We start from the raw sequence: 19806 nt of genomic DNA, 5'->3' as shown, positions 1-19806 counted from the left end.
CCTAAATCTTCAGAACCGTGGGAGCAATCGATTCTGCTGTTGGGTCGCGCGTTTCTGCGAACCAATGGCTAATGGTGGCGCGATTGATACCCATCGTCACCGCTAAGCGATTTTGGGCGATGTTGTATTGCTGCAACGTTGTGCGTAGTGCTTTTCCGGCTTTTCCCATTCAATTTTCTTGCCCAAATTGCTTGGGTGAAAGCTCCCCGATCGCCCGGCCCAAATAGGCCTCAACAAAGGCCCGCGCCGCCTCAGGATTCAATTGCTCCAACGCATCCACGATCGCCGGAATCGATTCCGCCGTCGGGTCGCGTGTTTCTGCGAACCAATGGCTAATAGTGGCGCGATTGATGCCCATCGTCACCGCTAAGCGATTTTGGGCGATGTTGTATTGCTGCAACGTTGTGCGTAGTGCTTTTCCGGCTTTTCCCATTCAATTTTCTTGCCCAAATTGCTTGGGTGACAGCTCCCCGATCGCCCGGCCCAAATAGGCCTCAACAAAAGCCTGCGCCGCCTCAGGGTTCAACTGCTCCAGCGCATCCACAATCGCTGGAATCGATTCCGCCGTCGGGTCGCGCGTTTCCGCCACCCAATGGCTCATCGTGCCGCGCGCAATTCCCATCGTCACGGCTAAACGATTTTGCGTGAGGTTGTGCTGCTGTAACGTTTCGCGTAATGCTTTCCCGGCTTTTCCCATGCCGCTCATGGTGTCAAACTCGGGAAATTGCGTAAAGGTTGCGAGTTGACAACTTGATCGATTACAGTGAATTTGTTGTCAATTCGCAGCACTCAATTGATATGACTAACCCAAGTAATGGCGATCGCCCTATTCTGGAACGCCTGAACCATCTGGACGATCGCTGCAACCGGATCATCCTCGTGGGCCAAAGCGAGTGGGTCGATCGCCTGGTCAAGAGCCTGCACCTCTGCGGCATCGGTGAAACCATCCTCTGGAGTCCCGCCGTCCCCACCGATCAGCCCGATCAAGTCGTCCGCATCTTGTCCCGATCGCGCATGTAGCTATTCGTCTCGCAGTAGGTCTATGGCAATGGAATAAAGTTCCTGTGCCTGCTCAATTAATGCTTGAGCATCAGCGAGAGAAAGATCAGAGTTGGTGTCATAATCAGCGCGAGTTCTTTGGGCCTGTGCATCGATTAGAAACCGGTGAAATTTCACGGGAACAATCCCTGTCCGAGCCAAATGCTGTCCAAAAGCGCCAATGACTGCTGCGTGACTCGAAAAGGCTAACCCTGCGTGATCGAGCAAGGCTTCTGCAATATAAAATGCAGCGTAATAAGCCCGAGAAACTGCGAAATCATAGAAGCCTTGCGTCAATAGGCTGTCGGCTGCTTGTAAGCTACGCTGTGACTTTGCCAAAAGAGCGGCTTGTTCTGGAGTCATAGTGTAATTCCCTCGCGCCGAATATTTCGTAGCAGGGGGGAATTCTCAACTTCAAAGCGCGATCGCCCCATAAAGAGTCGCGAGATCAAAATGTTGTGATCTAGGCAAAGTTGGCCAATAAACTCACTGGTTTGGCTAATTTCTTGGCTTGGTGAAACCGGATCGCGTAAAACCACCAATAGATCCAAGTCTGAATCACCGGTTGCCTCTCCCCGCGCCCATGACCCGAACAGCACTAATCGATCGAGGCGATCGGGGTAGGTTTGCTGAAAGTATGCCCGCAGTTGATGGGTGATGGGAATCAGAACTGCTGGTAAATCGGGGGCTTCCATGGGATTAGCAGGGCGATCGCGCAATCTGCCCTGATTCTAGCTGTGGGAGAAGAGATAGCGCCATGCGATCGCTCCGGTTGCACAATTAAAACGTTTTCTGAATTGCATCATCCAGTCCGTGTAAGGTCTCGAAATGACTTATGCGTTTTGTGAGCTACATGTCCATAAAAAGGCTTGCAATTTAGACAAGATTTTGACTATGATATAGGGCAGGTTAATCTAGAGAGTACAGCCATGCTTCTCAAGAAAGTTTTGATAAGGTTTTATAAGTCATTTAACAATGATTTTTTGAGAAGAAACGATGATCGAGTCACGCCCAAGCCTTGGGAGCTAATCGACGGTGTATTTTACCCATACGTAGAAGTACCAATTGAAAGAGAAATTACAACTATTGTCGGTGCTAACGAGTCTGGAAAGTCTCATCTTCTCAGTGCAATAAAAAAGGCTATTACCGGAAAAGATATTGAACGGAGAGACTTTTGTCGATACTCTCCTTTGTTTACTGTTCGTAAAAATCAACTGAAATTTCCTGACTTCGGAACTCAGTGGACTGAGATTTCTGACGCAGAGCGCGAGGTTATAAGAGGGTGCATTGATGGTACTAAGTCACTACCCCTTAAAGAATTTTTCTTATTCAGGGTAAATTCTTCAAACTCACTCATTTACACAAAGGACCCCAACAGCCAAACAGGCTATACACCATTTGAGTTGGATACCAGTGTCAAAGTAGAGACTATTGAGGGTTTATTGCCTGATATATTGGAAATCAATGCTGATGTTGCCTTGCCTTCCAGTGTTCCTATTAGACTTTTGGCAGAAATTGAAGAAGCTGAAGCTTCAGAGTGTAGAAAATTTGAGAACTTAGGAAGAGAGTATAGGACTCAAATCATTCAAGAGTTTGATAAGCTCATAGCTACTCCTGATATTGTAACCACAGTTCCCTCTTGGCCAGGCTCATTCAAGGAACAAGTTAATGATCCAGACAGTATTGATACCTTCAAGTCGATTTCTGAAATTCTAGAGCAATCTGGAACTACGTATAGTCAAAATTTGAAAGAATATAAGCTTGCATACAAGCTGATCTGTAAAATTGGACAGGTTGACCCAGATGCCCTTCTAGACCTAGCAGATGCTATTCAAGAAGGCAGGCAAGGGTATGCCAATGGCATTATCGATAAAATAAACCGTCAGCTATCTACAAATTTAAACTTTCCCGAATATTGGGTTCAAGATACCAATTTCTCCTTGAAAGTTATGGCTAGAGATTACGATCTAGTCTTTACTATCACTGACAAGACGGGAACTGAGTACTCATTTGAAGAGAGAAGTCAAGGACTTAGATACTTCCTTAGTTATTACATTCAGTATCGCTCTCATGAAGAGAGTTCGAGTGGCTCAGAGATATTAGTCATGGATGAGCCTGATGCTTATTTGTCTAGCCAGGCTCAACAAGACCTACTAAAAGTTTTCGACTCGTTTGCAAATCCCGGTCCAGGCTCGCACCTTCCATATGCCATACAAGTTGTCTATGTGACCCATTCACCATTTCTTATTGATAAGAATCATGGTGAACGAATTCGAGTACTACAAAAAGGTAGTGAAGATGAAGGAACACGAGTGGTTCGTGATGCTTCTAAAAATCACTATGAGCCACTTCGTTCGTCAATAGGAGCATTTGTCGGAGAAACTACCTTCATTGGCAATTGCAATTTAATGGTTGAGGGTATTGCTGATCAAGTACTTCTTGCTGGAGCAATCAAGCACTTAAGAACTATTGATCCAGAAAAAAATCGCATTGCAAAGTACGACACCCTTGACTTGAACCATGTCACCATTGTTCCGGCTGGTGGAGCGCCTCATATTCCTTATCTGGTTTACTTGGCCCGAGGACGTGATGTAGACCAACCAGCAGTCATTGTTCTCTTAGATAGCGATAAATCTGGAAGAGACGCAAAAGAGCAGTTACAGTGTGGCGGCGAATACCAAAAGAAAAGAACGCCTGTGTTGCCGTCTGAGTTCATCTTGGAAGTAGGTGATCTTAAAAACTCATGTAGCTTTGCAATAAGCAGTACAACAGACGTTGAGACTGAAGATCTTATCCCTTTACCCATCTGTATAGAGGCAGTTAAGGAATACTTTATTGAATTTTTACGCATTAGTGGATCAGATCTTGAATTTTTAACAGAAAACCTTATTCTTGAAAAAGCAGATTCAAAAACTATTCTTAGTGCTTTGCAAGAGGCCATAAACAGTAGTGGTAGAAATATCAAAATCAATAAGCTTGGCTTTGCTCGCAATGTTATTGAGGTTGTTGAAAAGTGGAAGAACAGTGATGATTCAAAGAGACAGGAGGCAGTAGAGCAGTTTTATGGCAACTTCAAAGAGTTGTTTAGAAGACTAGGGAGAATGCAACGCAAAGCTCAAGAGCAAGTCAGAAATGAAAAAATCTCTGAGAGAATTTCGAGAATCAAAAAAGAATTTCTAGCTGCTCATCCTGATCAAGCTCGATGTGATGATGGTTTTTTGTTATTGGAAAGAATAGAGGATGCATTGGAAGGCTTCAAAGATAAATCGTCACAGCAGGAGATTGACGCTATCAAGAGCAGAATTCAGAATCTTCGAAGAGACTCAGAGCTAGAGGCTTATCCAAACCAACTTATTAAAGACTTTGATGGGTTTAAGAAGGGCTTAGAGTTAATCCAATATGCTGGACTGTTGAGCAGCCAGGAACCTGATTCACTAAATAGTGACCAAGAACACTTAAAACAAGATTTGCCTCTTATAAGAAGTGCTTCTTCTGTAGATCAGGTAGTTGAAGGAACTACTCAAGTCCCTAAAAAAGCTCAAGGATGAGTTAATAATGCAAATGAGTAAAGGTAAAATCTAGAGCTTTCAGAGCACTTTATACGAACGGGTACTGCAATCATCTGATTGCTTACAATGATCGCCCCTGGGGGTGGGGGCGGCCCCGCCGATCGCCTCGGTTGTACAATTAGGGCGCTTTCTGAATCGCGCCACCAAAGCCGTGTCAACCCCCGAAACCGTTCTCGAATCCGCACCCTTCCCGATCGCTGAAATCACCGCCGAAGGCATCAAGCCCGATGAATACGTCGATATTGTGAATCGACTGGGCCGCCACCCCAACAAAGCCGAACTGGGGATGTTTGGCGTGATGTGGTCGGAACACTGCTGCTACAAGAATTCTCGCCCCCTGCTTAGCCAATTTCCCACCAGCGGTCCGCGCATCCTCGTGGGCCCCGGCGAAAACGCTGGCGTGGTGGATCTCGGCGATGGGCTGCACCTGGCCTTCAAGATCGAATCCCACAACCACCCGTCCGCCGTGGAACCCTTCCAAGGGGCGGCGACCGGCGTGGGCGGCATCCTGCGGGACATCTTCACCATGGGGGCCCGCCCGATCGCCATTCTCAACGCCCTGCGGTTTGGCTCCCTGGATGACGCGCGCAACCGCCGCCTGTTTGAAGGGGTGGTGGCCGGCATTTCCCACTACGGCAACTGCGTGGGCGTGCCGACCGTCGGCGGTGAGGTTTATTTTGACCCCGCCTACAGTGGCAACCCGCTGGTAAATGCCATGGCTCTGGGGCTGATGGAAACACCCGAAATCGTCAAGGCCGGGGCGATCGGGCTGGGCAACCCGGTGCTGTACGTGGGGTCAACCACCGGCCGCGACGGCATGGGCGGGGCCAGCTTTGCCAGCGCCGAGCTAACCGATGAATCCATGGACGATCGCCCGGCCGTGCAGGTGGGCGATCCGTTCCTCGAAAAATCCCTGATTGAAGCCTGCCTCGAAGCCTTCAAAACCGGTGCAGTGGCGGCGGCCCAGGATATGGGCGCGGCGGGTATCACCTGCTCCACGGCAGAAATGGCGGCCAAGGGCGGCGTGGGCATCGATTTGGATCTCGACAAAATCCCCGTGCGCGAGTCGGGGATGGTTCCCTACGAATATCTGCTGTCGGAATCCCAGGAGCGGATGTTGTTTGTGGCGCACAAAGGCCGCGAACAGGAACTGATCGACATCTTCCACCGTTGGGGTCTGCAAGCGGTGGTGGCCGGGGAAGTGATCGAAGAGCCGATCGTCCGGATCCGATTCCAGGGTGGGATCGCGGCGGAAATTCCGGCGACGGCCCTGGCAGATAACACCCCGATCTATCGCCGGGAACTGATGGCGGAAGCGCCGGATTATGCGCAACAGGCTTGGGCTTGGTCGCCGGCCTCGTTGCCCGCTTGTTCCGTGGCGGGACTGCCCGATCGCCCCTGGAGCGCGGTGCTGCAAAACCTGCTGGAAACCCCCTCGATCGCCTCGAAATCCTGGGTCTATCGTCAGTACGATCACCAGGTGCAAAACAACACGGTGATTGTGCCCGGCGGGGCCGATGCGGCGGTGGTGCGGCTGCGGCCCCAACTCGTGACCGACGCGACCACCCCCTTCACCAAGGGCGTGGCGGCCACGGTGGACTGCAATGCTCGCCATGTGTACCTCGATCCCTACCAAGGGGCTTTGGGTGTGGTGGCGGAGGCGGCCCGCAACCTCTCTTGCGTGGGGGCAGAACCGCTGGCCGTGACCGATAACCTGAACTTCGGTAGCCCCGAGAAGCCCGTGGGCTATTGGCAACTGGCGAATGCTTGCCGCGGCCTGGCCGATGCCTGCCGGGAACTGGGCACGCCGGTCACGGGCGGCAACGTGTCGCTCTACAACGAAACCCTGGATTCCGAGGGCAAGCCCCAATCGATCTATCCCACACCGGTTGTGGGGATGGTTGGCTTGGTGGAGGACATCGCCACGGTGACGGGCCAGGGCTTCCAGTCGGCCGGCGATCGGATTTATCTGCTGGGGGCAACGGCTCCCGTCACCCTCGGCGCATCGGATTATTTGGCGGCAATCCATGGCACGATCGCCGGTCGGCCGCCCGTGGTGGAATTCGATCGGGAGCGGGCCGTGCAAGCCGCTTGCCGTAATGGGATTCGCCAGGGCTGGATTCGATCGGCCCACGACTGCGCCGAAGGTGGCCTAGCCGTCACCTTGGCCGAGTCCTGCATTAGCGGCAACCTGGGCGCAACGGTGACGATCGACCCCGGGAGCGATCGTTGGGATGCGGCCCTGTTTGGCGAAGGCGGCGCGCGGATCGTGGTGTCCGTGGCGGCCGATCGTGCGGCCGAGTTTGAAGCCTGGTTGACGGATCAGCTCGGCTCCGATTGGGCCAAGCTGGGAACCGTCGGGGGCGATCGGCTGGTGATCCAAGCACCGGATGGCGCAACGGCCCTGGATGCAACCCTGGCGAATTTGTCCGAAGGTTGGAGCGAGGCGATCGCCCGGCGCATGGAGCGGTTGGTCTAGGGGCGATCGGGTAGGGGCGTACGGCCGATCGCCCCTACTTGAAACCTACCGGAATTCTGGGTTTCTACCGGGTGATCGATATTTCCCAAGGACTCGTCCTGAATTCGCCATCGCCACAGCCGATCGATTCCGCAACTTCTGTTACTGTTAAGGCGGGATCGTTAAGAGCTTGTTAACTTCCTGAGTAGCCGATTTTTTTTGGCTTCCAATCGCTGCACCAGGGATGACCTGGCTTAGGAACCGTTGCGCCAACTACTCGCGCCAGCCTCACTCGACCACGATTCCGACCGTCTTTTTGCTAATTCACCCGCTCTTGCTGCTAGGAGTCATTGTCGCCCAATGTTTCCCTCCGAGTCTGAAGACCTGTTCGATCTGATGGGCGATCGGCCCGACAAACCCGAAGAAGCCTGTGGCGTTTTTGGGGTTTACGCGCCGGGCGAAAACGTCGCCACCCTTGCCTATTTTGGCCTTTTTGCTCTCCAGCACCGGGGTCAAGAATCAGCGGGGATTGCCACCTTTGATGGCTCAACGGTACATGTCCACAAGGATATGGGCCTCGTTTCGCAAGTCTTCAACGAAAAAATCCTGCAAGAGCTACCGGGAAATTTGGCCGTGGGCCACACCCGCTACTCCACCACCGGATCTAGCCGGCGCGTCAATGCGCAACCGGCCGTGGTGAAAACGCGTTTGGGGTCTTTGGCCCTGGCCCACAATGGCAACTTGGTGAACACAGCAGAACTGCGGGATTCCTTGGCCGCCCGTAACTGTGAGTTTGCCACCACCACGGATTCCGAGGCGATCGCGATCGCCATTGGCCAAGAGGTGGACAGCGGTTTGGGTTGGATGGAAGGGGCCATTCGCGCTTTCCAGCAATGCCAAGGGGCCTTCAGTTTGGTCATTGGCACTCCCGACGGCATGATCGGCACCCGCGACACCAATGGCGTGCGGCCGCTGGTGATTGGCACGCTGCCCGGTGCGCCCGAGCGCTATGTGCTGGCTTCGGAAACCTGCGCCCTAGACATCATCGGCGCGGAATATCTGCGGGATGTGGAACCGGGGGAAATGGTTTGGATCACGAACGATGGTCTCGCCTCCTTCTTTTGGGCCACGCAGCCGGAGCCGAAACTGTGCGTTTTTGAGATGATTTATTTCGCTCGCCCAGACAGCAAGTTCCACAACGACAGCCTTTACAGCTATCGAATGCGGTTGGGACGGCGCTTGGCGATCGAAACCCCGATCGATGCGGACATTGTGATTGCTGTGCCCGATTCCGGTGTTCCTGCCGCGATCGGCTATTCCCAAATTTCGGGCATCACCTACGCCGAAGGGTTGATCAAAAACCGCTACGTGGGCCGCACCTTCATTCAACCGACCCAAACCATGCGGGAGTCGGGAATTCGGATGAAGCTAAACCCGCTGCGGGATGTGCTTGCGGGCAAGCGAGTGGTGATTGTGGATGATTCGATCGTCCGGGGAACCACCAGCCGCAAGATCGTAAAAGCCTTGCGGGATGCGGGAGCCACGGAAGTTCACATGCGTATTTCTTCGCCGCCGGTCACCCATCCTTGCTTCTACGGCATCGACACCGATAACCAATCGCAATTGATTGCGGCCACCAAGTCGGTGCAGGAAATCGCTGATCAAATTGGTGTGGATACGCTGGCTTACCTGAGCGAAGAAGGGATGCTGGAAGCGACCCAAGATGCTACGCAGAATTTCTGCACGGCTTGTTTCAATGGTCGCTACCCAATTCCAGTGCCAGCCATGTTGAAGCGATCGAAGCTGATGTTGGAAAAGCTGGAACCGGCCACGGTGGGTTCCTGAATCACCAATGAATTAACTAAGGATTAACCAGCGGGGCGATCGAACTTCTCGATCGCCCCTTTTTCGATGGTTTTGATAGTTTGGATTGTTTTGAATTGGATTATTTTGAGTTGTTTTGAATTGGATTATTTCTAGTAGCGTGGCTGCCTTAATTCGCTGAGTTAAATCACATGGCTGTTACCGTCACCTGATCGTTAAGCAGCAAGGGGCTTAGGGCGTGTCGTCAAATCGCCTGAAACCTTAATTCCGCCGTTGGCAGATCGTGGGGGACAAGGGGCTTAAGCCCCTTGTTACAACGACTGGGACATGGAAAATCAATCGTTTCCGCCCGATCCTGGGAAATGACGACCGGCCCTAAGCCCCTTGTTACCACGACTGGCTCCGCAACTTTGGCCCAATGTATTAAGCCTGTCATGGTACTAGGGGGTTTGGGGTTCTCGATCGCTGGGTGAATTTTCCAAGGGCGGCAACTCCAGGGGGAGCAACTGCTGGGCCGGCGTGCGTATGTCGGTGGGTTGCTCAAAAAACAGCTCGATCGAGCGGTGAATTTTAGTCAGCACCGCCTCCGCCGTCGGATTGTCGCGGGGGTTATAGCTCCCCACCAGCAACAAACTCAAGCGCGGGGTGACGGGAATCAAGGTGAACCAGGTGTGATCGAACTCTGGGCCCGCTTCTAGTTTTGTGTCTTTTGCCTCTGAAATCACTTGATCTGAAATCACTTGATCTAAAACCGCCTGATCTAAAACCATTCGCACAGCCGATCGCCCGGCCAAGCGCAGGGTCGATCGCTCGGTTAAGGTCAATCCTGCCGCTTCTGCCCGGGTGGTTAAATCCGTTTCCGCCGCTGCCATGGATTGATCTAGCAGCACCAAATCCAACCGAATCAGCGATCGGGGCAGGGGTTTGGGTTGTAACCCCTGCGACGGGGCGATCGGCTCGCTATAGAACACCGAGTGATAATCCCGATGGAGCGGCATATTCCAATCGATCGGCAGTTCGATCGCCCAAAAGCCTTGGGGATGGCGCACTTTGCGATATTGATAACGCCAGTCCAAGGGCGTTTGGGGCGCTTGCACCACCGGCCCCGGCTTGGCCCCGGCTGGGGTCAGGATTCCACCCCACAGCCATCCCAGACAGCCCACCAACCCGATCGCTCGCCAGCCACTCCGCACACCTTTCACCATTCCCAAATCCCGACTACCGCCGAATCATCGCCCAAACGCTGTCCATGTGACCCGATCGCGCGATCGATCGCTTCCCTAAAACTCCCCCTCGCCCCACCACACTTCAGGAATTCAACGCAGTCGATACCCGATCGGCCATCATTCCGCTAGGCCGGCCAGCGGTCGGTTATCTCGCCAGAGCCACCCCTGCTCCACAGGATAAGCTGGACAGTAAGCAAGCCAAGGCTTGCACGCTTTTGGATTTTGAGCCACTCCCTTTGCATTCAATTTGCATTCAAACCGTATTGATTTGATCTCGAATCAGTACCGAATCAAGACCGAATCAGTACCGCGTCAACATCGCGTCAACGGCGTTCCAGAACCATGAGTTTAGGTGATCAGTGGAATCGACTGACGGGCAAAAGCCGCTTCGTCGTCACCCGCATTTTTGTGCATCTAGCTGGGTCAGAAGTGGCCCCCTTGCTGGGCAAGCTCAACCAAATTGCGCGGGAGGCGATCGAAGCGGAAGGGGACTTGGACGTTTTGGGCCAGGGCCTGTCAGACCTTTGCGAAAGCCTGCTGCAATATCGAACCTATTGGCAGTCCGCCAGCAATGAGGGGGATGTGTTTTGGGATGAAGGAGAAGCGGGCGATCGGTTCAATGACCTATTCACCGACTCGGCGGCCCGCTATCTCAGCCAACCTGACCTGGATTTGCCCAGTCAACTGGATGACGACCTGCTGACCCTCCCGGCCACGAGCAACCTGTTGGTGATGTTGACGGTGGGCTATGAAGGCGAAGTCCCCAGCCTCGAAACCAATTTGGCCGATTCTGAAGCCTTAGCAACGGGTCTCAAGGCCCTGGCAAACCTCCACTACAATCAAAAATTGCGGGCCGTGCAGGTACACTTTGCCCCTGCCCGCCTGGGAGATGAGCTAACGAATGATCAGCTCCTGCAAAATTTCCCGGAACTGATTCCGCTGTAGAAACTCCCGCTTCGGGGGTCTTTTGGAGGAATGCCGTCCCATCGGAATCGCAATCCGAGGAATCAGGGTCGGTCTTTTTTAATCAATGATTGCTTGCTGTTTTGGCTTGCTGTTTTGGGGCTGCGGCCCTTGGTTCGGCCGTCACCGCGCGATCGATTCGCTGCTGGCGGATTGCAGACTTGGCCCATTGCTGGCTTGGCCCACAGGACTCAGCTTCTTGGCCGCCCAATGGCCTCAAGCGTGATTTTGTTGTTTTGAGATAGCCCTATGCTCCGAAAATTATTGGCTTTGGTACTGGCGATCGCGATCGCCTGGGTCACGATCACCGGCTCACCAATGGTGGTGCGGGCGGAAGCTTTGCCCAGCGCTATTGTGGCCGCCGCGCCCAGTGCTGCCAAATCCCTGCCCACGGGCGACTATCCAGTTCAGCAGGCCGCCTATGACGACGGCACGGGGGAATATGCCCTGATGCTGTTAAACACGCCCGCTGGTGCTTCGCCGGTTTTTCGTACCTCTGAGTTGCAGATGGCCCGGTTGGATGACGAGGCGATCGCCCAAGGGAAAAAGCCCTACCTGGCCATGAAAGATGGTCAGCCCGTGCTGTACCTCAACGAAGACTTCAAAATCGAATATCTCCATAGCGAAACCGCTGTCCAAACCAATCCCCAAACGGGTGAGCAACAAACGGTGATTGTTCGCCGTGAGTCTAGCTTCTGGTCGCCCTTTGCGGGGGCGATCGCGGGTCAAGTGGTGGCGAATGCTCTGTTTGCGCCCCATTACGTGTTGCCCCCCGCCTATCTGCCCGGTCGCCCCTTGGTGGGCTATGGCGGCTATGGTCGCAGCTACGGTGATGCCATCAGCAGCTATCAAAACCGCTACAACGCTGCCCCCGTGGCTGAGCGCAATCGCCAGCAGTTCCGCGCCACCGGCAATGTGGCTCGCAACGCCACGGGGCTGAACCGCCCGGCCGCCAACAACCGAGCCAAGGCCACTGGCTCCGGCTTTGGGAGCAGCACCTTCCGCAGCACCCCTAACCGCCGCGTGGCGGCTCCCCGGCCCCGCAGCAGCTTTGGCAGCAGCTTTGGGCGATCGCCCGTGCGGATGCGATCGAGCTTTGGCAGCTTCCGCCGTCGGTAGTCGATCTCAATCGATCCCCATTGGTTACCGCCCAATGAGCGGTAGCCTGCGGAGCGAATTCCAACAGAACTAGCCGTTTTGAGCAAGGCGATCGATTCCTGAAACAGGGGAGTCGATCGCTTTTTGATCCCTGACTTTTTCAAACTGGCTAACTGCATTGCTAACCGCATTGCTAACCCCTGGCAAAAGGTCTAGCAAAATGAGCAGCGATGCTGGGTTGCGCGATGCAACAGCACCTCATAGTGGCGATCGCGGATGTTGTAAGCCCCAAATCGTTCCAAGTGTGGATTCATCATTTGGGCATCAAACAACAGAAAATCTCGACGGCGCAGATGCTCAACCAGCTTGACCATTGCCACCTTTGAGCCATCGGGAATTTGATAAAACATCGATTCGCCAATGAATGCCCCACCAATCACAATCCCCAAAATGCCGCCGGCCAGGTGGTCGCCCTGCCAGGTTTCAAAACTGTGGGCATAGCCAGCGCAATGGAGCGCCCAATAAATTTCCTTTAGCTCTTCCGAGATCCAAGTGGTGTCCCGATCGGCACAGCCTTCCACCACATCCCGAAATGCTCGATCGATCGCCACCGTAAACCGATTTTGATTCAGCACTCGCCGCAGGGACTTGGGATATCGGAAGCGATCGTCTAGCGGAATCAGCGTCCGTTCCCGGCTGCAATACCAGCCCAAATCGTTACCCGTTTCATCGGCCATTAAAAAATAGCCGCGCGAATAGCCAGCGATCAGCGCCGGAATATCGTATTGGGACATGCAGGAGTCGGTGGTGTTGCCCATCGGCCCTTGAAATAGCACAGTGGAGCCGATTCTAGCGCGATCGCCCGATCCCCATGCAACCAATCCTCTGAATCTCTGCAACTGACCAGCCAGCCCCATACAACCTTGCACAATACTGGGGTTGTTGTGCAATGAATGGGCTTCAACTCATGTTCAGCTCCTTTTAATGATCAGTCAATGGTCAATCTATTGCACTCAATCACGATGCTGATCACAATGTTGTCTACACGATGTGCAAATCAGAAATGCTTACTTGGGCGATTTCGATGCGATCGCTCGCTTAGTTTCGCAATTGATGGCTTATTTTTATGTTTCGTTCCAACCAAGCGGCAACGTAATTTTAAAAGTCGTCCCCACATTTAGCTTGCTATCTACTTTGATTGTTCCATGCTGCAAGTCTACAAATCGCTTGACAATATTCAAACCCAACCCAGTTCCAGGAATATTGCTGACGTTTTTACCTCGACGAAAAGGTTCAAATAGGTGGGGTAAATCTTCGCGGGGAATGCCGATACCTTGATCGCAAATTTGGAATGTTACCTGACTGCTACGCTTTGATAGCCGCAAATAAATTGGGCTTTGATGGTGATGAGAGTATCGAATTGAATTAGAGAGAATATTGGTCAGAATCGATCGCAATAATTTTTCGTCTAAGTTGGCCATCAGGTGGCGATGCCGACTCAACACCAATAGTGATTGTTGATCAGATGTCGCTTGCATTTCTGCTACTAGGCTATGGCAAAACCGTACTAGCTCGATCGGCTGAGGTTGAACCATTAGCTTATGAGCCTCAGTTTTACCAATCACTAGAATGTCATCAATCATTTGAGTCATGCGCTCTACATCGTTCTTGACTCCCTGAAGATAATTTTGACGCTGCTCATGGGAAAGTTGTGCATCATAACGGTCAAGTGATGATGCTGACAGCAAAATATTATTGAGCGGATTGCGAAATTCATGACAAACCATCGAAACAAAGCGAGATTTGAGATCATTTAATTCTTGTAATTCTTGATTGGCACGATGAAGTTGAGCCGTGCGATCGCGCACTTTTAACTCAAGCTCTTCATTGGTTCGCTGTAACAAAGTTTCTGCCCATTTTCGTTGGGTAATGTCTTGGAAGGTAACCACCGTTCCAATCACATTTCCCTGCTGATCTTGCATGGGTGTGCTGATATATTCAACGGGAAAGCTCGATCCATCCTTGCGCCAAAAAACTTCCGTATTGGCACGATGAATTCGTCCATCTTGAAAAGCTTGATAAATTGGGCAGTCATGGATGGGATAGGGTTGGCCATCGGGTTTGGAATGATGCAAAACCGAATGCATGGACTGACCAATTAAGTCCTGAATTTCCCAACCAATCATGCTGGCCGCCGCTGGATTCACAAAGGTTACTCGACCTGCTAAATCCAGCCCATAGACCCCCTCGCCCACCGCGTTCAGGATTAGCTCATGCTGGCGACGCAGGGTTTCTAGGTCGGTTTCCGGTGATGCTCGTAAAGCGGAGAGATGCGCCTCGGCCGGTGTCGTGGTCGGCTTTGAAACAGGCTGTGACCAATAATATTGCCGCATGATGTCCAGAATTCCTGACAAATTTTGCGACTGATGAGGATGTGTATCCTCTTACACTACACGGCTTGGAGAATACGCCCGAAACTTGGCCGGCATGGTACACCACCCAGGTCATCACTGTAAATCAGGCAGTTCATGACAAAAGTTTTGGTGATTGAGGATGAAGCGCAAACCCGCAGCATCTTTATGGGATGTCTGACGTTTGAGGGGTTTTGCGCGATCGAGGCTGAAAACGGTTCGATCGGGATTAAGTTAGCCCAAATGCATCTGCCAGATTTGATTATCTGCGATATTATGATGCCCGATCTCGATGGCTACAGCGTTCTATCGGCCATTCGTCGCCATCCGGCCACCGCTGCAATTCCCTTCATTTTCCTCACTGCCAAAGCAACCATGGCAGATTTGCGGCAGGGGATGGAATTGGGCGCAGATGATTATTTAACCAAGCCCTGTAGCGTTGAGCAATTATTAGCGGCGATCGCTACTCGCTTAGAACGAAAAGCCCAATTGGCAGCGAGTTTTCATGCATCTCCAGCAGAAAGCAAAATAAACGGTCAATCCGAAAACGGAATTTTTCCCGACTGTTCCCGTTTATCACCCGTATTTGCATTCATCGAAGCTAATTATCACCGCCCGATCGGGTTAAATGATGTGGCCAAAGCGGTCGGCTATTCTCCCGCCTATTTAACGAATTTGACCCAAGAGCTAACGGGCTACAGCATCAAGCGTTGGATTACGGAACGCCGTATGTCCCAGGCGCGGATGTTACTTTGCGAAACCGACCAACCCGTGCGCCAAATTGCAGCGGGAGTGGGCTATGCGGATGTGGCTTACTTCACTCGCCAATTTCGTCAGCTCTATGGCAATCCCCCCCAGTCCTGGCGAAACTCTGTGCGACTACGATTCGCATAGGAATGGTATTGAATACAACAAAATAGATCAATTATCTGTGTATAGAACTATCTCTGCATAAAGCGCAGATGTGATTTCAAAATTTCAGAAAAATTGACGCTTTTTGCTTGATTTTTTTGAAATTAGGGACTTCCAGTGCATTATTTTTCAAATGAGAACTTTCTAAATTTCTCACAGAGTCCTTGGTTGTTCTTTCAAGAGCGAAAAAAAATCCTACTCTTGCCAAAAAAATTCTAATGCGATCGCCCATTATTCCTTGGTATTGTGCAAAGCAACAGACCCGAATGTTGTCCTGCGCAATACCAATTGGAGCAGCTCATGTCATCAGTGGATATTCGCTCTCAGGCTCAAGTCGAACTCAGTCGTTGCCCCTGTGGAGGAACTCATTTTCCTCAGGATCACTGGCAAGCGGCTGAAGGAATGCCCCATGATCCAGCAGAACTCGTTAATGATCTCATTCGGATGGGCCTGTACCAGCCTGAAACCCTAGAGCTGGCCAAGACACTGACTGAAGTGGAGATGAAAGAAGCGCTGCTGCTGCGACAAATGGGCGGCAACCCAGAGCGAGAGCGCTTTTGTCAGGAACTGATTAAGGAAGCGGGCGGGCTGGATCAAGTATTTGCAGCCGCATTCGGTGTTCACTCCACAGAATTTTTCAGCAACACCATTCACAACAGTGAATTTAGCCGGCGAGAATTCCTAAAACGGGTGGTCGTGGCTGGAGCATTGATCGCCGCTGCTAGCTGCGGCCCACAACAGGGTCAAGCCCCCACGACAGATCAGTCCCCTGCGGCTGATGCTCCAACGAATTTGGAGAAAAAAGACCTAACGATCGGGTTCATTCCCATCACCTGTGCAACACCGATCGTGATGTCGGAGCCGCTGGGTTTCTACAGCAAATATGGCTTGAATGTGCAGGTGAAAAAGATGCCCAACTGGGCTGCGGTTCGAGACTCTGCGATCGCGGGTGAATTGGATGCTTATCACATGCTTTCTCCCATGCCGATCGCGATTACCCTCGGCTTAGGTTCAGCAGCATTTCCCATCAAGCTGGCCAGCATTGAAAACATCAATGGTCAAGCAATTACCGTTGCTGCTAAGCATAAAGGTAAGGTGAAGGAAGCCAAAGATTTCAAGGGCTTTAAAATTGGCGTGCCCTTCCCCTTCTCGATGCACAATATGCTGATTCGCTATTACCTAGCGGCGGGGGGGCTGGATCCCGATAAAGATGTGCAAATTTCACCCGTGCCACCGCCGGACAGTGTTGCCAAAATGGCAGCAGGTGAAATTGATGCCATGTTGATGCCTGACCCCTTCAATCAACGGGCAGTGTTTGAGCAGGTTGGGTTCATTCACATGTTGACCAAAGACCTGTGGGAAGGACACCCCTGCTGTGCTTTTGCCGCTAGTCAACCGTGGATTGATGCAAACCCCAACACCTTCCGGGCTGTGAACAAGGCGATCATTGATGCGGCTGCCTATGCAAATACGCCAACTAATCGTCCTGAAATTGCCAGAGCTTTGATTGAGCGTAAATATCTCAATCAACCCTTGCCTGTGGTGGAAGCTGTGCTAACGGGCAAGTTTGAAGATGGGCTGGGCAATACCCAAGATGTGCCCGATCGGATCGGGTTTGATCCCTATCCCTGGAAGAGCTTTTCCAAGTGGATTGCAACACAGTTGGTGCGCTGGGATTTGATGCCCAAAGACAAGGCCGATTACGACAAGATTTCCCAAGATATCTTCCTGACAGATTTGGCAGCAGAACTTCAGAAAGAATTGGGTCAAACCCCGCCCAGTACTGCCGAGCGATCTGAAAAGCTCAAGTACGATACCTTCGATCCCAAAGACCCCGCTGCTTATGTTGATGAGCAAATCAAGAAGTTTAAAGTCTAGAGAGGTTTACCATCATGACCCATGAAGTATTCCGCTCTGCCCCACCGAAGGTTAAGCCATTTCGGCTGAATACCGATCAACAGGCGTTCTTGCTGTTCATCACCATTTTGCTGGTGTTCTTGGGGCTATGGGAGTTAGGGGCAAATGCAAAACTCTTCCTGCCCATCATGCCTTCTGCTAGCCAAACGATCGCTGATCTTTGGTTTTGGATCTCGAACCCATTCTTTGATAATGGGCCGAATGATCAGGGCATTGGTCTCTTATTATTGACCAGTTTGCGCCGAGTTTTGAGTGGTTTTTTGATTGGCACGGCGATCGCCATTCCCATGGGCATTCTGATTGGTCTATCGCCCGTGGTTTCCAAAGCCGTTGACCCATTCATCCAAATCCTTCGCCCCGTTTCTCCGTTGGCTTGGCTGCCGTTGGGCTTGGCGCTCATGCGAGATTCGGAAAGAACAGCCCTGTTTGTCATTGCCATCACCAGCATTTGGCCCACCTTGATTAACACCAAATTTGGGGTCAGCAATGTGGATCCAGCCTATTTGAATGTGGCCCACACGTTAGGTGCTTCCCGTTGGCGAATCATTACCAAAGTGATTTTGCCTGCCGCTGCCCCCAACATTGTGTCCGGGCTACGGATCAGCTTAGGAATTGCCTGGTTGGTGATTGTGGCAGCGGAGATTCTGTTGAGTGGTGGAATTGGTTATTTCGTTTGGAATGAATGGAATAACTTGAAGATCACCAGCATCATTACTGCCATCTTGATTGTTGGGCTGGTGGGGCTATTGATGGACTACCTCTTTGGTGTATTGCAGCATCGAGTTTCCTTTGGTCAAAGGTCTTAACCCATGCAATCTTCTGCATCTAAAATGGCGCTCCCCTCCCTTGAACCCCCAGTGGCACATCTGACACTGCAAGGCATTTCCAAAGTGTTTCCGGGACGCACGGGCACGGTGGATAAATTACTGCGGCGCACCTCAAAACCCTTTGTGGCGATCGCAGATATTGACCTAGAAGTAGAGCCTAACACCTTCGTTTCGATCATTGGGCCGTCGGGTTGCGGCAAGTCCACGTTGCTGAACATTATTGCGGGCTTGTCTCAGCCCACCACGGGACAAGTCAGCATCAATGGTCAACCCGTTTCCGCACCTGGCCCCGATCGCGGTGTGGTGTTCCAAAACTATGCCTTGATGCCCTGGATGACGGTTGCTGAAAACATCGATTTTGCTGTGGAAACGGTCTACCCGGCCATGGGAATTGCCCAGCGAAAATCCATCGTTCAAGACTACATCGGTTTGGTGGGGCTACGGGGTGCTGAAGCAAAACATCCCCATGAACTTTCGGGGGGAATGAAGCAACGGGTCGGCATTGCCAGGGCATTAGCCATTAATCCCCAAATTTTGTTGATGGATGAACCGTTTGGCGCTTTGGATGCGCTCACACGCGGTTTTCTTCAAGACGAAATTGAGCGAATTTGGGAGCAAGAACGCAAGACTGTGATTCTGATTACCCACAGCATTGAAGAAGCGCTGCTGCTGTCTGACAAAATTGTGATGATGACGCGGGGGCCCGCTGCGGGGATTGCGCAGGTGTTGGATGTGCCCTTCCCTCGGCCGCGCCGCCGGGAAGAACTGGATCAATATCCGGGCTACCACGAACTGAAAGCAGCCATGGAGCAGCATCTTTCCTACGAAACTCGGGCTGTAGAAGAGTCTCGGGTGCGGAAATAGCTATCACCATCAACGCACAGAATTAACCCTGCTCAAGTCAGCACAAAAAACCAAACATTGAGAGGAAAAAGTATGTCTACCACTGAAATTCCCGCAATCACCGCAACCCTTTTGGCTGCTAAAAAGGCAAAAGGGGTGACCTTCACGGAGCTAGAACAAGCGATCGGTCGGGATGAAGTGTGGATTGCGGCGGTGATCTATCGCCAAGCTTCTGCCTCGGCCGATGAAGCTAGCAAGCTGCTCAACGCTCTGGGACTCAGCGACGATTTGGTGCCAGAACTGACGGAATCTTCGGTGAAAGGGCTGGGGCCTGTCGTTCCCACCGATCCGCTGATCTATCGGTTTTACGAAATCATGCAGGTCTATGGCATGCCGATGAAGGCGGTGATTCACGAGAAGTTTGGCGATGGGATCATGAGCGCGATCGACTTCACCTTGGACATTGAAAAAGAAGAAGATCCCAAGGGCGATCGCGTGAAAATCACCATGAATGGCAAATTCCTGCCCTACAAAAAGTGGTAAGGAGCATCAACCATGAAACAGCGTCACGCTGCCGCTAGACCAACCGCCAAAACCGATTGGCTGGCCTACATCACCAAAATCTTAGCTTTCATCGGACTTTGGCAAGTCATTTCTAACAGTGCCCAATTGTTGACCCATTGGTTTTGATAGGCGCAAAGATAGTGCCTGTGAGGTGAT

General features: G+C 52.0%; 21 protein-coding genes. 12 read left to right on the top strand and 9 right to left on the bottom strand.

Features of this window, described 5'->3' with window-relative positions; genetic code table 11:
- Position 1: 1 nt before the first annotated feature.
- The 3 genes from AC2IAX_RS00435 to AC2IAX_RS00425 are packed head-to-tail and all read right to left on the bottom strand — an operon-like array spanning position 2 to position 706.
- Positions 2-169 carry a helix-turn-helix domain-containing protein gene (locus tag AC2IAX_RS00435; RefSeq protein WP_494388844.1) on the bottom strand — a complete coding sequence of 56 codons (168 nt, stop codon included), beginning with the start codon at positions 167-169 and terminating at the stop codon, positions 2-4.
- Positions 170-433, bottom strand: a complete 264-nt coding sequence (locus AC2IAX_RS00430) for a helix-turn-helix domain-containing protein (RefSeq protein ID WP_494388843.1) — start codon at positions 431-433, stop codon at positions 170-172.
- Positions 434-706 (bottom strand): helix-turn-helix domain-containing protein, encoded by a 273-nt coding sequence (locus tag AC2IAX_RS00425; RefSeq protein WP_494388842.1) that lies wholly within the window; start codon positions 704-706, stop codon positions 434-436.
- A 92-nt stretch (positions 707-798) separates the two neighbouring features.
- Between AC2IAX_RS00425 and AC2IAX_RS00420 the strand changes: the two genes are divergently transcribed.
- Entirely contained in the window at positions 799-1020 is a 222-nt protein-coding gene (locus tag AC2IAX_RS00420) for a hypothetical protein (protein WP_494388841.1), read from the top strand.
- On the opposite strand, the gene AC2IAX_RS00415 is transcribed toward AC2IAX_RS00420, so the two are convergent.
- Positions 1021-1401, bottom strand: coding sequence for a HEPN domain-containing protein (locus AC2IAX_RS00415; protein ID WP_494388840.1), 381 nt, complete (start codon positions 1399-1401; stop codon positions 1021-1023).
- Entirely contained in the window at positions 1398-1733 is a 336-nt protein-coding gene (locus tag AC2IAX_RS00410; protein ID WP_494388839.1) for a nucleotidyltransferase domain-containing protein, read from the bottom strand. The genes AC2IAX_RS00415 and AC2IAX_RS00410 overlap by 4 nt, the downstream gene beginning before the upstream one ends.
- A 234-nt stretch (positions 1734-1967) precedes the next feature.
- Here AC2IAX_RS00410 and AC2IAX_RS00405 point away from each other — a divergent pair, with 234 nt between their 5' ends.
- From AC2IAX_RS00405 to purF, 3 genes are all read left to right on the top strand, one after another.
- Positions 1968-4586 carry an AAA family ATPase gene (locus tag AC2IAX_RS00405; protein ID WP_494388838.1) on the top strand — a complete coding sequence of 873 codons (2619 nt, stop codon included), beginning with the start codon at positions 1968-1970 and terminating at the stop codon, positions 4584-4586.
- A gap of 172 nt (positions 4587-4758) precedes the next feature.
- On the top strand, positions 4759-7086 hold the full coding sequence (gene purL / locus AC2IAX_RS00400) for a phosphoribosylformylglycinamidine synthase subunit PurL (RefSeq protein ID WP_494388837.1): 2328 nt from the start codon (positions 4759-4761) through the stop codon (positions 7084-7086).
- Between the two features lie 339 nt (positions 7087-7425).
- The gene (purF, locus tag AC2IAX_RS00395) at positions 7426-8910 is read left to right on the top strand and encodes an amidophosphoribosyltransferase (RefSeq protein ID WP_494388836.1); all 1485 of its coding nucleotides are present in this window, start codon (positions 7426-7428) and stop codon (positions 8908-8910) included.
- 419 nt (positions 8911-9329) lie between these two features.
- Here purF and AC2IAX_RS00390 read toward each other — a convergent pair whose 3' ends face one another.
- Positions 9330-10094: a hypothetical protein gene (locus AC2IAX_RS00390; protein WP_494388835.1), complete on the bottom strand. Its 765-nt coding sequence runs from the start codon at positions 10092-10094 to the stop codon at positions 9330-9332.
- A 363-nt stretch (positions 10095-10457) separates the two neighbouring features.
- On the opposite strand from AC2IAX_RS00390, the gene AC2IAX_RS00385 reads away from it, so the two are divergent.
- Both AC2IAX_RS00385 and AC2IAX_RS00380 read left to right on the top strand, forming a co-directional pair.
- Positions 10458-11060: a DUF1517 domain-containing protein gene (locus tag AC2IAX_RS00385; RefSeq protein WP_099532910.1), complete on the top strand. Its 603-nt coding sequence runs from the start codon at positions 10458-10460 to the stop codon at positions 11058-11060.
- Between the two features lie 267 nt (positions 11061-11327).
- Positions 11328-12197, top strand: coding sequence for a hypothetical protein (locus AC2IAX_RS00380; RefSeq protein WP_494388834.1), 870 nt, complete (start codon positions 11328-11330; stop codon positions 12195-12197).
- 191 nt (positions 12198-12388) lie between these two features.
- Here the strand turns inward: AC2IAX_RS00380 and aat are convergent, their stop codons facing one another.
- Both aat and AC2IAX_RS00370 read right to left on the bottom strand, forming a co-directional pair.
- Entirely contained in the window at positions 12389-12970 is a 582-nt protein-coding gene (gene aat / locus AC2IAX_RS00375) for a leucyl/phenylalanyl-tRNA--protein transferase (protein WP_494390444.1), read from the bottom strand.
- A 330-nt stretch (positions 12971-13300) separates the two neighbouring features.
- Positions 13301-14569 (bottom strand): PAS domain-containing sensor histidine kinase, encoded by a 1269-nt coding sequence (locus AC2IAX_RS00370; protein ID WP_494388833.1) that lies wholly within the window; start codon positions 14567-14569, stop codon positions 13301-13303.
- Positions 14570-14704: 135 nt separating this feature from the next.
- Between AC2IAX_RS00370 and AC2IAX_RS00365 the strand changes: the two genes are divergently transcribed.
- The gene (locus AC2IAX_RS00365; protein WP_494388832.1) at positions 14705-15481 is read left to right on the top strand and encodes a response regulator transcription factor; all 777 of its coding nucleotides are present in this window, start codon (positions 14705-14707) and stop codon (positions 15479-15481) included.
- A 76-nt stretch (positions 15482-15557) separates the two neighbouring features.
- Here AC2IAX_RS00365 and AC2IAX_RS00360 read toward each other — a convergent pair whose 3' ends face one another.
- The gene (locus tag AC2IAX_RS00360) at positions 15558-15731 is read right to left on the bottom strand and encodes a hypothetical protein (RefSeq protein WP_494388831.1); all 174 of its coding nucleotides are present in this window, start codon (positions 15729-15731) and stop codon (positions 15558-15560) included.
- A gap of 68 nt (positions 15732-15799) precedes the next feature.
- On the opposite strand from AC2IAX_RS00360, the gene AC2IAX_RS00355 reads away from it, so the two are divergent.
- The 5 genes from AC2IAX_RS00355 to AC2IAX_RS00335 all read left to right on the top strand — a co-directional run bounded on the left by AC2IAX_RS00355 (position 15800) and on the right by AC2IAX_RS00335 (position 19776).
- Positions 15800-17377, top strand: coding sequence for an ABC transporter substrate-binding protein (locus AC2IAX_RS00355; protein ID WP_494388830.1), 1578 nt, complete (start codon positions 15800-15802; stop codon positions 17375-17377).
- Between the two features lie 14 nt (positions 17378-17391).
- A complete protein-coding gene (locus AC2IAX_RS00350; RefSeq protein WP_494388829.1) occupies positions 17392-18222 on the top strand; it encodes an ABC transporter permease in 831 nt (276 codons plus the stop codon).
- Between the two features lie 24 nt (positions 18223-18246).
- Positions 18247-19107: an ABC transporter ATP-binding protein gene (locus tag AC2IAX_RS00345; RefSeq protein WP_494388828.1), complete on the top strand. Its 861-nt coding sequence runs from the start codon at positions 18247-18249 to the stop codon at positions 19105-19107.
- A 72-nt stretch (positions 19108-19179) separates the two neighbouring features.
- Positions 19180-19629 (top strand): cyanase, encoded by a 450-nt coding sequence (gene cynS / locus AC2IAX_RS00340; RefSeq protein ID WP_494388827.1) that lies wholly within the window; start codon positions 19180-19182, stop codon positions 19627-19629.
- A 12-nt stretch (positions 19630-19641) separates the two neighbouring features.
- Positions 19642-19776, top strand: coding sequence for a hypothetical protein (locus AC2IAX_RS00335; RefSeq protein WP_494388826.1), 135 nt, complete (start codon positions 19642-19644; stop codon positions 19774-19776).
- The last annotated feature ends 30 nt before the right edge of the window (positions 19777-19806 follow it).

This window comes from Limnothrix sp. HT2024 (genome assembly GCF_059138625.1).
Note: the sequence above shows the minus strand (reverse complement) of the source record. Positions and strands in the feature narration are given on the sequence as shown.

What these genes read in the sequence shown, in the direction of transcription:
- AC2IAX_RS00435 (WP_494388844.1), bottom strand. Translation starts at nt 169, where the DNA reads ATGGGAAAAGCCGGAAAAGCACTACGCACAACGTTGCAGCAATACAAC.
- AC2IAX_RS00430 (WP_494388843.1), bottom strand. Translation starts at nt 433, where the DNA reads ATGGGAAAAGCCGGAAAAGCACTACGCACAACGTTGCAGCAATACAAC.
- AC2IAX_RS00425 (WP_494388842.1), bottom strand. Translation starts at nt 706, where the DNA reads ATGAGCGGCATGGGAAAAGCCGGGAAAGCATTACGCGAAACGTTACAG.
- AC2IAX_RS00420 (WP_494388841.1), top strand. Translation starts at nt 799, where the DNA reads ATGACTAACCCAAGTAATGGCGATCGCCCTATTCTGGAACGCCTGAAC.
- AC2IAX_RS00415 (WP_494388840.1), bottom strand. Translation starts at nt 1,401, where the DNA reads ATGACTCCAGAACAAGCCGCTCTTTTGGCAAAGTCACAGCGTAGCTTA.
- AC2IAX_RS00410 (WP_494388839.1), bottom strand. Translation starts at nt 1,733, where the DNA reads ATGGAAGCCCCCGATTTACCAGCAGTTCTGATTCCCATCACCCATCAA.
- AC2IAX_RS00405 (WP_494388838.1), top strand. Translation starts at nt 1,968, where the DNA reads ATGCTTCTCAAGAAAGTTTTGATAAGGTTTTATAAGTCATTTAACAAT.
- purF (WP_494388836.1), top strand. Translation starts at nt 7,426, where the DNA reads ATGTTTCCCTCCGAGTCTGAAGACCTGTTCGATCTGATGGGCGATCGG.
- AC2IAX_RS00390 (WP_494388835.1), bottom strand. Translation starts at nt 10,094, where the DNA reads ATGGTGAAAGGTGTGCGGAGTGGCTGGCGAGCGATCGGGTTGGTGGGC.
- AC2IAX_RS00385 (WP_099532910.1), top strand. Translation starts at nt 10,458, where the DNA reads ATGAGTTTAGGTGATCAGTGGAATCGACTGACGGGCAAAAGCCGCTTC.
- AC2IAX_RS00380 (WP_494388834.1), top strand. Translation starts at nt 11,328, where the DNA reads ATGCTCCGAAAATTATTGGCTTTGGTACTGGCGATCGCGATCGCCTGG.
- aat (WP_494390444.1), bottom strand. Translation starts at nt 12,970, where the DNA reads ATGTCCCAATACGATATTCCGGCGCTGATCGCTGGCTATTCGCGCGGC.
- AC2IAX_RS00370 (WP_494388833.1), bottom strand. Translation starts at nt 14,569, where the DNA reads ATGCGGCAATATTATTGGTCACAGCCTGTTTCAAAGCCGACCACGACA.
- AC2IAX_RS00365 (WP_494388832.1), top strand. Translation starts at nt 14,705, where the DNA reads ATGACAAAAGTTTTGGTGATTGAGGATGAAGCGCAAACCCGCAGCATC.
- AC2IAX_RS00360 (WP_494388831.1), bottom strand. Translation starts at nt 15,731, where the DNA reads ATGGGCGATCGCATTAGAATTTTTTTGGCAAGAGTAGGATTTTTTTTC.
- AC2IAX_RS00355 (WP_494388830.1), top strand. Translation starts at nt 15,800, where the DNA reads ATGTCATCAGTGGATATTCGCTCTCAGGCTCAAGTCGAACTCAGTCGT.
- AC2IAX_RS00350 (WP_494388829.1), top strand. Translation starts at nt 17,392, where the DNA reads ATGACCCATGAAGTATTCCGCTCTGCCCCACCGAAGGTTAAGCCATTT.
- AC2IAX_RS00345 (WP_494388828.1), top strand. Translation starts at nt 18,247, where the DNA reads ATGGCGCTCCCCTCCCTTGAACCCCCAGTGGCACATCTGACACTGCAA.
- cynS (WP_494388827.1), top strand. Translation starts at nt 19,180, where the DNA reads ATGTCTACCACTGAAATTCCCGCAATCACCGCAACCCTTTTGGCTGCT.
- AC2IAX_RS00335 (WP_494388826.1), top strand. Translation starts at nt 19,642, where the DNA reads ATGAAACAGCGTCACGCTGCCGCTAGACCAACCGCCAAAACCGATTGG.